This is a genomic window from Gordonia asplenii, assembly GCF_012933505.1.
Lineage (GTDB): Bacteria > Actinomycetota > Actinomycetes > Mycobacteriales > Mycobacteriaceae > Gordonia > Gordonia asplenii.
In genome coordinates, this window is the sequence record NZ_JABBNB010000001.1 from 58,693 (window position 1) to 74,028 (window position 15,336).

General features: G+C 64.9%; 14 protein-coding genes. 13 read left to right on the forward strand and 1 reads right to left on the reverse strand.

The genetic code is table 11. From position 1 onward, the window contains the following. The first annotated feature begins 43 nt into the window (after positions 1 to 43). The 4 genes from HH308_RS00245 (at position 44) to HH308_RS00260 (ending at position 4,579) form a co-directional block, all read left to right on the forward strand. Positions 44 to 1,297, forward strand: a complete 1,254-nt coding sequence (locus HH308_RS00245; RefSeq protein ID WP_170192168.1) for an aspartate aminotransferase family protein — start codon at positions 44 to 46, stop codon at positions 1,295 to 1,297. Continuing rightward, on the forward strand, positions 1,294 to 2,511 hold the full coding sequence (gene doeA, locus HH308_RS00250) for an ectoine hydrolase (protein ID WP_170192169.1): 1,218 nt from the start codon (positions 1,294 to 1,296) through the stop codon (positions 2,509 to 2,511). Before HH308_RS00245 ends, doeA begins: the two co-directional genes overlap by 4 nt. Beyond that, complete coding sequence (locus HH308_RS00255) at positions 2,508 to 3,884, forward strand: NAD-dependent succinate-semialdehyde dehydrogenase (protein ID WP_170192170.1); 1,377 nt, start codon at positions 2,508 to 2,510, stop codon at positions 3,882 to 3,884. The genes doeA and HH308_RS00255 overlap by 4 nt, the downstream gene beginning before the upstream one ends. Before the next feature lie 86 nt (positions 3,885 to 3,970). Continuing rightward, a complete protein-coding gene (locus tag HH308_RS00260) occupies positions 3,971 to 4,579 on the forward strand; it encodes a DsbA family oxidoreductase (RefSeq protein ID WP_170192171.1) in 609 nt (202 codons plus the stop codon). Between the two features lie 81 nt (positions 4,580 to 4,660). Here HH308_RS00260 and HH308_RS00265 read toward each other — a convergent pair whose 3' ends face one another. After that, a complete protein-coding gene (locus HH308_RS00265) occupies positions 4,661 to 5,776 on the reverse strand; it encodes a M48 family metallopeptidase (RefSeq protein ID WP_170192172.1) in 1,116 nt (371 codons plus the stop codon). 22 nt (positions 5,777 to 5,798) lie between these two features. On the opposite strand from HH308_RS00265, the gene HH308_RS00270 reads away from it, so the two are divergent. From HH308_RS00270 to HH308_RS00310, 9 genes are all read left to right on the forward strand, one after another. Further along, positions 5,799 to 6,269 carry a ribose-5-phosphate isomerase gene (locus HH308_RS00270; RefSeq protein WP_170192173.1) on the forward strand — a complete coding sequence of 157 codons (471 nt, stop codon included), beginning with the start codon at positions 5,799 to 5,801 and terminating at the stop codon, positions 6,267 to 6,269. Continuing rightward, the gene (locus tag HH308_RS00275) at positions 6,270 to 7,088 is read left to right on the forward strand and encodes an Fpg/Nei family DNA glycosylase (protein ID WP_170192174.1); all 819 of its coding nucleotides are present in this window, start codon (positions 6,270 to 6,272) and stop codon (positions 7,086 to 7,088) included. It abuts the gene before it with no gap. A 251-nt stretch (positions 7,089 to 7,339) separates the two neighbouring features. After that, positions 7,340 to 8,185: a DeoR/GlpR family DNA-binding transcription regulator gene (locus HH308_RS00280; RefSeq protein ID WP_211188012.1), complete on the forward strand. Its 846-nt coding sequence runs from the start codon at positions 7,340 to 7,342 to the stop codon at positions 8,183 to 8,185. Further along, on the forward strand, positions 8,182 to 8,826 hold the full coding sequence (locus HH308_RS00285; RefSeq protein WP_170192175.1) for a KpsF/GutQ family sugar-phosphate isomerase: 645 nt from the start codon (positions 8,182 to 8,184) through the stop codon (positions 8,824 to 8,826). The genes HH308_RS00280 and HH308_RS00285 overlap by 4 nt, the downstream gene beginning before the upstream one ends. Then, a complete protein-coding gene (gene xylB, locus HH308_RS00290) occupies positions 8,823 to 10,307 on the forward strand; it encodes a xylulokinase (RefSeq protein ID WP_170192176.1) in 1,485 nt (494 codons plus the stop codon). Before HH308_RS00285 ends, xylB begins: the two co-directional genes overlap by 4 nt. Positions 10,308 to 10,373: 66 nt before the next feature. Further along, positions 10,374 to 11,372, forward strand: a complete 999-nt coding sequence (locus tag HH308_RS00295; protein WP_170192540.1) for an alcohol dehydrogenase catalytic domain-containing protein — start codon at positions 10,374 to 10,376, stop codon at positions 11,370 to 11,372. Between the two features lie 90 nt (positions 11,373 to 11,462). Then, positions 11,463 to 13,064, forward strand: a complete 1,602-nt coding sequence (locus HH308_RS00300) for a sugar ABC transporter ATP-binding protein (RefSeq protein ID WP_312870232.1) — start codon at positions 11,463 to 11,465, stop codon at positions 13,062 to 13,064. A 2-nt stretch (positions 13,065 to 13,066) separates the two neighbouring features. Continuing rightward, positions 13,067 to 14,098, forward strand: coding sequence for an ABC transporter permease (locus HH308_RS00305; RefSeq protein WP_170192178.1), 1,032 nt, complete (start codon positions 13,067 to 13,069; stop codon positions 14,096 to 14,098). 29 nt (positions 14,099 to 14,127) lie between these two features. Continuing rightward, positions 14,128 to 15,141: a sugar ABC transporter substrate-binding protein gene (locus tag HH308_RS00310; protein ID WP_312870233.1), complete on the forward strand. Its 1,014-nt coding sequence runs from the start codon at positions 14,128 to 14,130 to the stop codon at positions 15,139 to 15,141. The last annotated feature ends 195 nt before the right edge of the window (positions 15,142 to 15,336 follow it).

The window sequence follows — 15,336 nt, forward strand, 5'->3', positions numbered from 1 at the left end:
GGCCGACAACATAAACCATCAATTTAGTTAGGAGAAGTATTAAATGGATTTCACCGCGTTCGACCAATGGGAGTCGGAGGTGCGCGCCTACTGCCGCGCATTCCCGACGGTGTTCTCATCCGCCTCCAATGCGCGTCAGACCGACGAGGAGGGTCGGACCTATATCGACTTCTTCGCCGGGGCGGGGGTCCTGAACTTCGGCCACAACAACCCGCGGATGAAACGCGCCATGATCGACTTCCTCGCCGCCGACGGCGTCGCGCACAGCCTCGACATGTACACCACCACCAAACGTGACTTCATCACCCGATTCCACGACGTGATCTTGGCGCCGCGCGGTATGGACCATCGGATGCAGTTCACCGGGCCCACCGGAACCAACGCCGTCGAAGCGGCACTCAAGCTGGCACGACTGGTGACCGGACGACGCGAGATCGTCGCCTTCAGTCACGGTTTCCACGGGATGACGCTCGGGTCTCTCGCCGCCACGGCGAACGAGGCGTTTCGCAAGTGGGCGGGCGTGCCGCTGCGCGACGTCGTGCGGCTGCCCTACGAGACGGCGCCCGGCGGCAAGACGGCACTGACCGATTACGCTGCCGCGCTTGCTGATTCGTCGAGCGGCGTCACCGCTCCGGCCGCCTTCCTCGTCGAGGCGGTACAGGCCGAAGGCGGGGTCAACGTGGCGAGCGCGCAATGGCTGCGCGACGTGGCGGCACTGGCCCACGACGTCGGGGCGTTGTTCATCGTCGACGACATCCAGGCCGGTTGCGGCCGCACCGGAAGTTACTTCAGCTTCGACGGATTCGGGCTGGATCCCGATGTGATCACCCTGGCCAAGGGCCTCGGCGGATACGGCACGCCGATCGCGATGAATCTGAACAAGCCTGAGGTGGACCGGCACTGGAGCCCGGGAGCGCACACCGGCACGTTCCGCGGTCAAGGGCTGTCGCTGGTGGCCGGCGCCGCGGCACTCGACTACTTCGTCGACGACACGCTCATGAACGAGGTCGCCGCGAAGGGCGCGGTGATGGCTCAGCGGCTCTCCGCCATCGCGGCCGAACACCCCGATCGCGACTGGGAGGTCCGCGGACGCGGCATGATGCAGGCGCTCGACGTCGGCGACGGTGCACTGGCCAAGCGGGTGCAGGCGCTCGCATTCGAGAGCGGACTGCTGATCGGACCGTGCGGCCCCGACGGTCGTGTCCTCAAACTCATTCCGCCGCTGACCATCGGTGACGCCGACCTCGCCGAGGGCCTCGACATCCTCGCCGCCGCGGTCGAAGGAGCCGCCGCATGAGGCTACGCGACGACATGACCTTTCCGATCGCCGAATACGAGCGCCGGATCGGCGAACTGCGGATGCGGATGGACAACCGCGGCCTCGACGCCGTGGTCATCACCGACCCCGAGAATCTGATGTATCTCACCGACTATCAGACCACCGGCTATTCGTTCTTCCAGGCGCTCATCGTGCCGATCGACGACGAACCGGTGATGATCACCCGGGCGATGGAGGAGTCCAACGTCGTCGCTCGTACCTGGGTGGAGCGGACCCGGCCCTATCCCGACACCGGTGACGCCATCCAGGAGCTCGTGCTCGCCCTCAATCAGTCGGGGCTGGGCACCAAACGCGTCGGCTACGAACGTAATAGCTACTTCTTCCCGGCCTATCAACAGGACCGCGTGCACACGTCGTTTCAGCAGGGCCTGCTGATGGACTGTTTCGGCATCGTCGAAGCCGGGCGGGCGAGGAAGTCCGACGTCGAGATCGAGGTGATGCGCAAGGCCGCCGCAGCGGCAGAGGCCGGCATGGCCGCCGGACTGGCCGCGGCGGTGCCGGGCAACACCGAGAACGACGTCGCCGCGGCGATCTCCGCGGCGATGTTCCGGGCGGGCGGGGAGTTCCCCGCGGTGATGCCCTATGTCGCGTCCGGACCGCGCAGCATGATCGGCCATGCGACCTGGGAGGGCCGCACCATCGAGCCCGGTGAGCACGTCTTCCTCGAGGTGGGTGGTTGCTACCGCCGCTATCACACCGCGCTGATGCGGACCGCCGTCAACGGGGAACTGTCGACGTCGATGCGGCTCGCGCAGGATCGGATGAAACTCGCGCTGGCCGAACTGCGGGCGGTGATGCGACCCGGGTTGACCGTATCCGACGCCGATTCTCTGGTGCGCCGGATCATTTCGGACAACACCGTCGACGCCCGGCTGGTGACGCGGTCCGGCTACTCGATCGGTATCGCGTTCCCGCCGTCGTGGGACGAGGGCTACATCCTGAGTCTGAACCCCGGCGATGCCCATGTCCTGGAATCCGGTATGACCTTTCATGTGATCCCGTGGATGTGGGGTGTCGACGGTGACAAGACCGTCGGCATCTCCGACACCATCCGCGTCACCGACGACGGCTGCGAATCCTTCTTCACCCTCGACGAGGACTTCACCGTGCACGAGTCCACGCAGAGCGCGCTTGCGCTGACGCGCGCCGACACCGAGGAGGATGCGTTGTGAGCACCCTGATCGCCACCGACCCGACGTCGGGCGAGATCGTCCGCGAGATCCCGGCCGCCACGGCGTCGGATATCGACAGCGTCATCGCGCGTGCGGAGGCTGCCTACATTCGTTGGGGCCGTGAGACTTTCGAACGGCGAGCACAACTCCTGCGCGACGTCGCCGCCCGGCTGCGCGCCGACGTCGACGAGCACGCGATGCTGATGACGGAGGAGATGGGCAAGCCGATCGTCGAGGCCCGGGCCGAAGTGGGGAAGGCCGCCTGGGCGGCGGATCACTACGCCGACAACGCCGAGCGGTATCTCGCGTCCGACGTCATCGAATCCGATGCCACCCGCAGCTACGTGCAGTACCTGCCGCTGGGGCCGGTGCTGGGCGTCCTCCCGTGGAACGCGCCCTACTGGTTGGCGTTTCGGTTCGCCGCTCCGGCGTTGATGGCCGGGAACACCACGGTGCTCAAGCATGATCCGCATGTCCCCGGTTGTGCCGCGGCCATCGATCGCGTCTTCCGCGAGGCCGGTGCCCCCGACGGTGTGTTCACGACCCTCCCGGCCGCGACCGCCGACGTCGAGCGGGTGATCCGCGATCGGCGGATCAAGGCGGTCTCGTTCACCGGCTCTGATCGTGCCGGTGCCGCGGTGGCGTCGATCGCGGGGAGCGAGATCAAGCCGTCGGTGCTGGAGTTGGGCGGATCCGATCCGTGCATCGTCCTGCGGGACGCCGATCTGGAGGCGGCCGCCGACGTCGTGGCACTGTCGCGGATCATCAACGCGGGACAGTCGTGCATCGCGGCGAAGCGCATCATCGTCGAACGGTCGGTCCACGACGAGTTCGTCGAGTTGTTACGGAAGCGATTGGCGGCGTTGGTCGTCGGCGATCCGCGCGAGGAGGCGACCCAGGTGGGTCCGATCGCCCGCGCCGACCTGCGCGACAATCTGCATCGGCAGGTCGCCGAGTCGGTGGCCGCCGGTGCCCGCTGCCTGCTCGGCGGTGAGATCCCCACCGGCGCGGGGTTCTTCTATCCGGTGACGTTGCTGACCGACGTCCGGCTGGGGATGGCGGCATGCGCCGAGGAGACGTTCGGCCCGGTTGCCGCGGTGCTCGTCGCCGTCGATGCCGAACACGCCGTCGACCTCGCCAATGCGACTCCCTACGGGCTCGCCGCGAGTGTGTGGTCCACGGCCGAGCGCGGTGAGGCGCTCGCGCGGGAGATCGTCGCTGGGCAGGTCGCGGTGAACGGCATCGTCAAGACCGATCCGCGCCTGCCCAGTGGAGGCGTCAAACGGTCCGGATACGGACGCGAACTGGGCAAGGCGGGCATTCACGAGTTCGTGAACGCGCAGCAGGTGTGGGTCGGCCCCAAACGTGACTGATTTGCGGTCACCGACGGGAATGATTCACCCGGCGACAACGGTTGACTCCGATGTCGTGGCGTCGAAATGTCGAAGGGAAGCCCTAAGTGTCTGAGAAGAATCGTGTCGATTTCTGGTTCGATCCGCTGTGTCCGTGGTGCTGGATCACCTCGCGCTGGATCCTGGAAGCCGAGCAGGTGCGCGATATCGACGTGAATTTCCACATCATGAGTCTGTCGGTTCTCAACGAGGACAAGGACATTCCCGACAGCTACCGCGAGATGCTCGCACCCGCGATGCGTCCGGTGCGGGTGCTCGCCGCCGCGGCAGCGCAGAAGGGCGACGAGATCCTCGCCCCGCTGTACGCGGCGATGGGCACGCGAATCCACAACCAGGGCAACAAGGATTTCGACGACGTCATCGCCGGCGCGCTCGCCGACGTCGGCCTCGACGCGTCGCTGGCCGAGGCGGCCGACTCCGAGGAGTTCGACGCCGCGATCCGCACCAGCCATCACGAGGGCATGGACAAGGTCGGGCCCGACGTCGGCACCCCGACCATCCACATCAACGGCATCGCGTTCTTCGGCCCCGTGCTCTCGCGGATCCCGCGCGGTGAGGAGGCGGGCACCCTCTGGGACGGCGTCGTCGCGGTGGCCGCCAACCCGCATTTCTTCGAGCTGAAGCGGACCCGCACCGAGGATCCCGAGTTCGACTGAGCCGGTAGATCCGATAGAACCGGCCCAGGTCCGACCCTCACGGAAGGTGTCGGAGCTGGGCCGTTGCGTCGGAACTGCGGGCTACGGTCTGGTCTGCGACTCCAGACCGTTCGGCAACGCACCGGGCGGCTGCGCGGCCGGATGCGGCGTGGGGACCACGGGCATCGCGTTGCCGTTGCCGATGCCGCGCTTGAGGACGCGGGGTCGTAGCAGAATCGACCCGCCGCGGGTGCGGTCGCGCAGCGCCGCGGCACGCCAGGTGAGGACCGGATGCGACGACATCGCGTTCACGATGAATACGAACAGACCCTTCTCGCGCGTCGCCCGGTCGGCGAACTCGTCGAAGTCGACGGCGGAGAGCATGTACTTGCCCGCCGAGAGGACGCCGATGGCGCCGGGTGCGCCGGACGGCTGGGTGTAGTAGCCGAAGTTGTCGGCGGTGTACTCCTGGGTACGCGACAGCAGCGACCCGAGGAACGGCACCTGCATGATGAGTCCGGTCGTCACCTGTCGCCAATACGACGTGTGCCCGGCGGCGATGTGTCCCACCTCGTGGCCGATGATGAACCGCAGCGCCTCCGGGCTGCGCGCCTGGCCACCGATCTCGAACAGATCGGAGTACACGACGATGAACCGGCGGAACCCGTGGCCCGACGCCATCGCGTTGATGGTGCCGTTGCCGCTCATGACATACGCATCAGGCACGTACTCGAGGCCGTAGCGCGCGGCGGCGTCGACGACCATCTGATACCCCTCGGGAAACTGCGTCGGTGTCATCTGGACACCGTTGACGCGCATCGACGCGAGCGTGGTCCCACGGATGAAGACGTACAGGATCGGCAGCAGCAGCGCGGACAGATACCACCCGCTGAGGTCGCCCAGCATCACCATCAGGATGGCGAAGGCGTAGACCGCGGCCGTCAGCAGCAGAATGACGACGAGCGTCGGGATCTCCCATGGATGCCGGTGCGGACCGTCCGCGTACTTGGCCGGCGGCAACCACTGCGACGGATAACCGGGCACCTGCGGTGGTGTCGCGGTTGCGGCGGCAGGCGATCCGGCCGTGCCGGGTACGACGCCGGGTACCGAGGGGATGGGGGTGACGGTGCTGGGATCGGGCGCCGACGTCGGCTCGCCGCCGGCAGCCGCAGCACCGCCCGACGACGCCTGGTGGGGGAGCGAAGGTTGTGGGTCCACGCCTCCAAACTATAGTGACGCCATGCGTGTCTATCTGGGTGCCGACCATGCCGGTTTCGAATTGAAGAATCAGATCGCCGAACATCTGACTGCCGCGGGTCATGACGTCGTCGACTGTGGAGCGCACGAATACGACGCGCTCGACGACTACCCCGCGTTCTGCATCGCGGCTGCTCAGCGCACTGTCGCCGACCCGGGAAGCCTGGGAATCGTGTTGGGCGGCAGCGGAAACGGCGAGCAGATCGCCGCCAACAAGGTGCCCGGCGCGCGCTGTGCGTTGGCCTGGAGCGTCGAGACGGCGCAGTTGGCACGTCAGCACAACAACGCGCAACTGGTCGGCATCGGCGGACGTATGCACTCGAAAGAAGAGGCGCTGGCCATCGTCGACGCATTCGTGTCGACGCCGTGGTCGGAGGAGCCGCGGCATCAGAATCGTATCGACATCATCGGCGAGTACGAGCGCACCGGCGTCGCGCCGGCGTTGCCGGAGTAGATGCCCGAAGGGCATACCCTGCACCGCCTCGCGCGGCGGCAGCAGCGGTTGTTGGGCGGGCAGGTCGTCGCGGTCACCAGCCCCCAGGGTCGATTCGCGAACGAGGCGGCGATCCTCGACGGGATGGTGTTCGCCGGCGCGCAGGCGTGGGGTAAGCATCTGGTGCAGTCCTACCGGCCGGCCGGCTCACGTAAGCGCGCGGACGAGCGTCTGGTACACATCCATCTCGGGCTCTACGGCGCGTTCACCGAGGAACCGACGCCGATGCCCGACCCCGTCGGGCAGATCCGGATGCGGGTCGTCGGGCGCGACGTGGGGATCGATCTGCGCGGACCCAACCAGTGTGAGTTGATGACGCCCGATCAGCTCGACGCCCTCGTCGGGCGGTTGGGGCCCGACCCGCTGCGGGACGACGCCGACCCGGCCGCCGCGTTCCGGGCGATCGCCCGATCGTCGAGGCCGGTCGGCGCACTGCTGATGGATCAGAAAGTGCTCGCCGGCGTCGGGAACGTGTATCGCGCCGAGGTTCTCTTCCGAGCCGGCATCGATCCGATGCGGATGGGAAAGTCGTTGTCGCGCAATGAGTTCGATGGAATCTGGCACGACCTTCTCGACCTGATGCCGATCGGTGTGCGGCGCGGCAAGATGCACGTGGTGCGCGCCGAACACGATCGTGGCGCGCCGTCGTACGCGCCGGACCGACCCCGCACCTACGTCTACCGGCGCGCCGGTGAACCGTGCCGGATCTGCTCGACGCCGGTGCTCACGTCGGTGCTGGAGGGGCGCAACCTGTTCTGGTGCCCGACGTGCCAGGGGTAGTGCGGGGGTCACGTCTGATCGGGCTCCCGTTTGGGCATTCGCAAACTCGTTGATTGGCGGATGCCGCCGATTCGTCGTGGGGCTGGGATCCCCTGTCACGCAATGGCTTCAGTGATTAGACGTGGCGGTTCGCGACGACGAAACAGCTGGCCTGTGGCAGCAGGCGGGGGTGAATCGGGGAATGCCTTGACACTCGACTTGGCGTAATGGCAACATTATGTTGGCAAACGCAAAGTGAGTGCGGTCACACCGTGACCGACTCTCGGCGAACGGAGAGTGTCATCGGCACCGTCGAACGACAGGCGCGGATCGTCGCAATGGTTCGGGCACAGGAGTCAGTTGAGATAGGTGAACTGACCAAGACGCTCGATGTCAGCCGCGAAACGGTGCGCAAGGATCTGTACCAGCTAGACCGTGCGGGTCTGTTGACCAAAGTACGCGGTGGTGCGGTGCTGACCTCGGGAAACCATGAGACGGCCTATGTGGCGCGGCGAACCAGCCACGCGGCGGCCAAGCGGGCGATCGCGCGCGCGGCGGCCCAGTTGGTCGGGCCCGCCGACACGGTGTTCCTCGACTACGGCACAACGACGTACGCGATCGCCGAGGAGTTGGTGCAGCTCGAAGGCATCACCGTCGTGACGAATGCATTGCCAATTGCCAACTTGCTGGTGCCAAATGTTGGGATCACCGTCATCCTGCCCGGTGGCGTCGTGCGCGCGAACGAGGGTTCCGTCTACGGTCCGCTGACCGAGAACAATCTCGCGCAACTGCACATGGACTGGGGCTTCTTCGGGTGCGGCGGTGTCCATCGAACCAACGGCGTGACGAACCACGACATGTTCGAGACAGCGATCTCGAGGTTGGCGATTGCCCATTCGACCAAGGTCATTCTGGTCGCCGATCACACCAAGTTCGGAGTTGCGGCGCAGAACAAGACCGCTGAACTCAACACCTTCGATCTGGTGATCACCGATTCACAGGCGCCCGCAGACATCCTCGGGCACCTTCGCGACATCGGAGTGCCGACCGACGTCGTCGATCCGTCAACGTCGGATCCAGAACCCGCTCAAACCGAAAGAGGAGAAGATTCCCAATGAGTATCGGCGAAAGAGACTCGCGCGCAGCGATTCTCGATGCTGCCCGGTTGCGTATCGAGGCCGAGGCGCAAGCGGTGGCCGCCGTGGCCGAATCGTTGACGGGTTTTGTCGATGCTGTGGCGCTGATCACCGCGGCGTCCGGCAAGGTCGTCACCGTCGGCGTAGGGACCTCCGGTCCGATCGCAGCGCGTCTCGCGCACCTGCTCTCGACGACCGGGACTCCGGCGATGTACCTCCACCCCGGTGACGCGCTGCATGGCGGACTCGGTGCGGTGACCTCCGGCGAGGTGGTGTTGGCGGTCTCCAAGGGCGGCAACTCCGCGGAGCTCAATTCGTTTGTCTCACTGGCGAAATCACGTGGCGCACAGATCCTTGCGGTCACCGCGTCGCCGGAGGCGGCACTCGCGCGTCAATCCGACGTGGTCGCGGTGATTCCGCAGACTGACCTTGCTGATCCCGGCGGCATCGCTGCGATGGGTTCGAGCATCGCGGTCGCCGCGTGGGGTGATGCACTGGCAACCGTTCTGATGCAGATCAGTGGTTACAGCTGGTCTCAGGTACTTGCGGCACACCCGTCGGGCGCCGTCGGCGAGAAGAGTGAACTGCCGGCCGCATTGCCTACTCTGTCGGACCCGGCATGAGCGGTTCAACTCACACGCGTCTCGTCGCCGGCGTGGATTCGTCGACGCAATCGTGCACGGTGGTGCTGCGCGATGCGGTCAGCGGCGCGACGGTCGCGTCTGGGTCGAGTGCACATCCGCCGACGACACCCCCGGTCAGTGAGCAGGATCCGTCCGACTGGTGGACGGCTCTGACACGAGCCATGTCGGCGGCACTCACCTCGGGAGAGATCGATGGATCCGCAGTCGTGGCGATGTCGGTGGCCGCTCAAGCACACGGATTGGTAGTCGTCGACGAAGCCGGACAGGTCATTCGGCCGGCGAAACTGTGGAACGACACCACCTCGGCGGAACAGGCGAGTCGTCTTGTCGACCGTCTTGGTCGTGATCAATGGGTTCAGCGGTGCGGCAGTGTTCCGCCGGCCGCATTCACGATAGCCAAGCTGGCCTGGCTGGCCGAGCACGAGCCCGACGCACTCGCACGAACGGCGCAGGTGATGGTGCCGGCCGACTGGCTCACGTGGCGACTCACCGGCGCGGCGGTCACCGATGCCGGGGACGCGTCGGGAACGGGCTACTTCGATCCGGTCCGACGTCGTTGGGATTTCGGGCTGCTCGATCTCGTCGACGAGACCCGGAACTGGACGTCGATGCTGCCCAAGGTGCTGGCGCACGACGAACCCGCCGGAACGCTCACTCCGTCGACCGCACAAACCTTGGGGTTGTCGCCGGCCACGGTTGTCGGGCCGGGCACTGCCGACAATCAGGCGGCAGCATTGGGAATGGGAGTGCTCCCGGGCGATGTTGTTGTGTCCCTGGGTACTTCAGGCGTGGTCTACGCCTGCACCACAGTTCCAGTCGTCGACCTCGCGGGGAGAATCAACGGCAATGCCGATGCCGCCGGCGGCTACCTTCCGGTGTTCTGCACGTTGAATGCGGCAAAGGTCACCGACATGTTCGCGCGTCTCCTGAACGTCAGCCATCAGGAGCTGAGCGACCTCGCCCTCGCAGCACCCGCCGACGATCCGGAGCGGCCCGTGCTCGCGGCGTTCCTCGACGGTGAGCGTGTCCCCGACCGACCCTCCGCCGTCGGGACGCTGTCTGGGCTGCGGTCGGGAACCACTCGCGAGCAGGTTGCGCGGGCTGCATACGAAGGAGTGGTTGCCGGGCTCGTCGGCGGCATCGACGCGTTCACCGGGCTCGGCATCCGAGTTGACGGTCGGTTGGCCGTCACGGGTGGAGGTGCCGCGTCGCCGGCCTATCGCCAGTTGCTGGCCGACTTGGCTGGGCGCCCGGTGTACGTCGTCGACGAACCCCAGACCGCGGCGGCCGGAGCCGCAGTGCAGGCCGCGGCCATCGTGGACGGAGTCGAGGTTCATGACCTCGCCCGTCGATGGGCGCCCTCCTGGAGGGTCGCAGCGACCCCGCGCAGCGGGGCTAATCGTGACGAACTACTGGACCGGTTCAGTCGTGTCGTGTCGTGGTCGGGGCTGGAGAACTGACTGCCACGAAGCGCCGTCCCACGACGTCGAGCGTGTCAAATCCAACAATGAAAGGTCGTGCGCGACATGAGAGCGGTCATCTACGAGGAGCCGGGCGTGATGCGGGTCGGCGAGAAAGCCGATCCTACGCCGTTGGCCGGTGAGGCAGTAGTCAAGGTTGGTGCGGTGGGAATCTGCGGATCCGATCTCAATATCGCCGCGGGCCTATTTCCGCCGACCCCGTTTCCCATCACCCCTGGTCATGAATTCGCGGGCGAAATCGTCGCGCTGGGCGCGCAAGTGGATTACCTGCGGATAGGCGATCGCGTTGCAGTCGATCCATCGCTGTTCTGCGGCCATTGTCGCTGGTGCCGGGTCGGGCGAGGCAACCTCTGTGAGAACTGGGGTGCCATCGGCGACACCGTCGACGGCGCCGCGGCCGAATTCGTCGTCGTGCCCGCGCGGAATTGCCACCATATTCCGGAGTCGATGTCGTTCGCGCAGGCTGCCGCGATCGAGCCGTTGTCATGTGCCGTACACGCAACTGCGATGGCGCCGCCACGTGTCGGCGAGTCAATTCTCGTAGTCGGCGGCGGAACAATGGGCCTACTGACCGGGCAGTTGTACCTTCGTGGGGGCGCAAGACGCCTCGCGCTGGTCGAACGCAAAGCGGACCGTCGTCCGATCGGCGCCCAGGTAGGTTTCACCGACACGTTCGCGGCCATCTCAGACGCACTCAGCGTGGAACCGGCTGGATTCGACCTCGTCATCGATGCCACCGGCGTACCCGCGGCAATCGAAGAGGCATTCGGTGCAATCGCCAAGGGCGGCAGGTTCGTTCAGGTCGGCGTCGCGCCGCCGGAGGCGAGCGTTCAGATTTCGCCCTACCGCCTCTACTACGAGGAGATCACCGTCGTCGGGTCGATGGCGGTCCTCGATTCCTATGCGCCGGCGCTCGACCTGATCGCGGGCGGCTTGGTGAATGTCGATGCGTTGTTGACGCATTGCGAAGACTTGGACGATTATCCGGCCGCGTTCGAGACGCTTCGCCGGGGGGAGGGGTTGAAAATCCAGCTGACTCCCTAGCCGTGCGGTGCGGGGCGTCGAGGTACGACTCGACGCCCCGCGATGCCGCGACATAACTCCCGTACGAATCCCTGTAGCAAGGAGCGATGCGTGACTACAGACGATAATAGAGGACGCCCGAAATCGGGTGACGTCGCTTATCGGGCGATCGATGTGAAGAAGCACTATCCGGGTGTGCGAGCACTCGACGGGGTCAGTTTGGAAGGCTACGCGGGCGAAGTGCTCGCCGTGTGTGGCGCGAATGGGGCGGGTAAGTCGACATTCGCCAAACTTCTGGCCGGCGTCGAGACTCCGACGGCCGGCGAAATCCACGTGACCGGATACGACCGTCCGGTGCGCAATGCAGCTGAAGCGGAGCAGGCGGGTGTCCTGATGATGCACCAGGAGCCGCTGATCATCGACGACTTCACCGTCGGCGAGAACGTCTGGCTGTACAAACTCCGGGCCGGATCTGATATTCGACCGTGGGCCCGCAAGACGGACACCAATAGCGCGCGAACCCGTGAAGTTCTGGCGACGGTCGGGTTGTCGAATCTGCGGACGCGCGATCGAGCGGGCGAGCTGGGCCCCGGTCAGCGGCAGATGTTGTCGCTGAGTCGGGCGGAGGTGAGCGCGCACAAGATCATGATCCTGGACGAGACGACCGCGTCTACCAGTGAGGAACATTTCAAGGACATTCTGGACTTGGTCGCGCGAGAGAAGGCGGCGGGAACTGCGATTGTGTTCGTGTCGCATCGCATGAACGAAGTGTTCGCGATGTCCGATCGGATTGCCGTGTTCCGGACGGGCAGACTCGTCGGGATCAAACAGACCGCGCAGACCGACCCGGATGAGATCACCACAATGATGATCGGCCGAGCACTCAAGGCGCTCGACAGGCCGAAACCCGTTGTCGTCGATGGTAGGCCGCCGTTGGTGAAAGTCCGTCAGCTGTGGGGCGGCAGCGCCCGCGGAGTGTCCTTCGACATCGCACGTGGCGAAATCGTCGGACTCTACGGTTTGGTGGGCAGTGGCCGTTCCTCGGTGGCACGGTCGGTCACCGGCCAGCGTTCTGCGGCGAGCGGCACGATCGAGCTCAACGCAGTCGCTGAACGGTTGAGTTCGCCGGGCGATGCTTTGAAGCGTCGAATCGTCTACGTGACCGAAGACCGACGATTGGAAGGCTTCGTCAAGGATTTCGACAACGGAAAGAATATGACTCTCGCCGCCCTGCCCGCGATGTCGCCGGGCGGGATCATCCGGGTAGCGGCCGAACGACGTCGGGCCGACGAGCTCATCGGGGAATTTCAAGTGAAGGGCGGTCGTACGACGCTGACGTCGACGCTGAGCGGGGGAAATCAACAAAAAGTGGTCGTGTCGAAATGGCTGGAGACCCAGCCTGACTTCATCGTCCTCGATGAGCCGACGAAAGGGATCGATGTCGGCGCACGCGCCAATATCTACGAGATCATTCACTCCGTCGCCGCACAGGGCTGTGCGGTTCTCGTGGTGTCGAGCGAAGCCGACGAACTGTTGTCGCTGTGCCATCGAATACTCGTGATGAGAAATGGCGAGGTCGTCGGCGAGTTCGATCCGACCGAGGCCGATACCGACGACTTGATTAGAACCGCGCTGGTCGGTCCCAAATCCAGCTCAGCAAATTCTTCCGCCGCGGGTGTCGAGCCCGCCGGCAATTCCCACGGAGGTAACTGATCATGGTCGCTAGTTCAACCGAGGCCATCGACGTCAACCGACCGCCCGATGAACTCAGTCGCGGCGGTGCGGCGCTTGCCTGGCTGAAGCAGCAGTACGCACTGTATATCTTGCTCGCACTTGTGATCATCGCATCCGTGTCGAGTTCGGCCTTTCTCACCGGAACGAACTTGACGAACCTGTTTCTGCAGGTGTCGATTATCGGCGTGGTGGTGCTCGCAGAGCTGATCGTGGTACTCACCGGAGGGATCGACATCAGCGTCGGGTCGAATCTCGGACTCGCCGCAGTGCTCGCGGCCGGTATGTTCGGCGGAAGTTCGATGTTCCTGGCGCTGCTCGTGGCACTGGTCGTCGGCGGTGTGGTCGGGTTCGTCAACGGATGGCTGGTCGCCTACCGAGGTCTCGAGCCGTTCATCGTCACCCTGGGTATGCTCGCCTTGGCTCGCGGACTCGTGTACGCCTACGGCGAGGGAATCCCGATAGTGCCTGGCGCCGCGGAATCCTTCGCACGCTTCGGTCAGTCCACACTTCTCGGCGTGCCGGTGCTGGCGTTGATCTGGGTGGCGATGATTGCCGTCATCGCCGTCCTTCTCTATCGCACGGTGTGGGGTCGACGGGTATACGCGATCGGAAGCAACAAGGCCGCCGCGCAGAGCTCGGGTGTGCCCGTGAAATCGACGCTGTTGTCGGTGTATGTTCTCGCCGGATTGCTGTGCGGACTGGGCGGCTGGCTGTTCCTGGGACGCTTCGCGAGTGGTACCGCGTTGGCCGGCAATCTGATGGAACTGGAGGCCATCGCAGCAGTGGTCATCGGCGGTGCCGCACTGTCCGGTGGGCGAGGAACTGTGTTCGGAGCAGTCGTCGGCACGTTCATCTTCCAAGTGATCGCCAACTTGCTCTCGCTGCTCAATGTGTCGTCATTCCTTCAGGACGCTTTCCGGGGTGGACTGATCCTCGTCGCTGTGACCCTGGCGACCGTACAGTTCCGTCGACGTAAGAAGCAGGTGCCCAGTACCGAGAGTGCAGCGTCATGAGGCGTCGATCTGATCGGCTACGCCGGCGCGTGGCAGGCACGATCGGTGCGGTAGGTCTCGTCGCAGTTCTCAGCGCCTGCGGCAGCATCTATCCCGATCTCACGCCGACCAATCAACCATTCGGCGGTGTACGTTCAAATGTGCGCGAGGTGACGATCGGTTTCGCGCAGCAACAAGTTCAGGCCCCATATTTCGCCGCGATGAAACAACTCGCCGATGAGATCGCGCGTAAGAAGGGATTCAAGCTCCTATTCCAGAGCGCCAACAAGGATCCGGCGATTCAACTCAACCAGATGCAGGCGATGCTGGCGCAAGGCGCAAGCGTGCTGATAGTGAATGCTACGAGCGTCAAGGGGCAGGTGTGGAACATGAAGCAGATCGGTTCGCAAGTTCCAGTGATTTACGTCGACACGGCGGTCCCCGGAACCGGTACGACTGCGGTCCAATCCAATTCCTTCGCCATCGGCCAGGGTGCGGGAAAACTTGCCGCAGAACGTTTCAAGGCAATGGGCAAATCGCAGATTTCGATGGTCGTCATCACCGGCTCGCCGACCGATGAATTCGTGGGTCCGGCCAGGCGCAAGGGGTTCCTGCAGGGATTGACCGACGGCGGTGTCAAGTACACGATCGAATCGGAACAAGACGGCCTTTACCAGCAGGACACCGGTCAGGTGGCCGCGGAAACGATGCTGGCCGCGCATCCGAATGTCGATCTGGTGATGGGACTCAATGATGCGATGGTGCTTGGCGCGTACAACGTGGTATCGGGGAACCCCAAGTATAGGAATGTGTATGTCGCTGCGGCTGCCGACGGGCAACGCGAAGCGCTCGCGCTGATCAAACGTGACGGGTGCCGCGGACGCTATCTGTCGACCGGGTTGAATTCGCCGAATCTTGCCACCGAGCAAGCACTGACCATAGCGATCGACATTGCGCTGGGGCACAAGAAGCCGTCGGACTATCCGCCGAATTCCTACACCCTGGCAGTCGGCATCGGCTGCAACAACGTCGACAAGTTCTATGATCCCAACAGCGTGTTCTGACGAGCACCACCACCAGCCCAGAGCGTGGGCGCGAGACCAGCGATACCGCCTCGCTCCCGCGTCTCTGTGCCGGTCCGTGGCCGGTCGACTCCGGAGTCTGATCGAGTGACCTGACCCGTTTGACTCGTGGCGCGATTGCTCGTGGGCCACAATGGGGCGGTCCGTACAGTCCCGGCGTCGAACGCCGACCCGATC

Excerpts from the sequence above, each read along its gene's own strand:
- HH308_RS00305 (WP_170192178.1), top strand. The coding sequence starts at position 13,067 with ATGGTCGCTAGTTCAACCGAGGCCATCGACGTCAACCGACCGCCCGAT.
- HH308_RS00245 (WP_170192168.1), top strand. The coding sequence starts at position 44 with ATGGATTTCACCGCGTTCGACCAATGGGAGTCGGAGGTGCGCGCCTAC.
- HH308_RS00270 (WP_170192173.1), top strand. The coding sequence starts at position 5,799 with ATGCGTGTCTATCTGGGTGCCGACCATGCCGGTTTCGAATTGAAGAAT.
- doeA (WP_170192169.1), top strand. The coding sequence starts at position 1,294 with ATGAGGCTACGCGACGACATGACCTTTCCGATCGCCGAATACGAGCGC.
- HH308_RS00285 (WP_170192175.1), top strand. The coding sequence starts at position 8,182 with ATGAGTATCGGCGAAAGAGACTCGCGCGCAGCGATTCTCGATGCTGCC.
- HH308_RS00295 (WP_170192540.1), top strand. The coding sequence starts at position 10,374 with ATGAGAGCGGTCATCTACGAGGAGCCGGGCGTGATGCGGGTCGGCGAG.
- xylB (WP_170192176.1), top strand. The coding sequence starts at position 8,823 with ATGAGCGGTTCAACTCACACGCGTCTCGTCGCCGGCGTGGATTCGTCG.
- HH308_RS00275 (WP_170192174.1), top strand. The coding sequence starts at position 6,270 with ATGCCCGAAGGGCATACCCTGCACCGCCTCGCGCGGCGGCAGCAGCGG.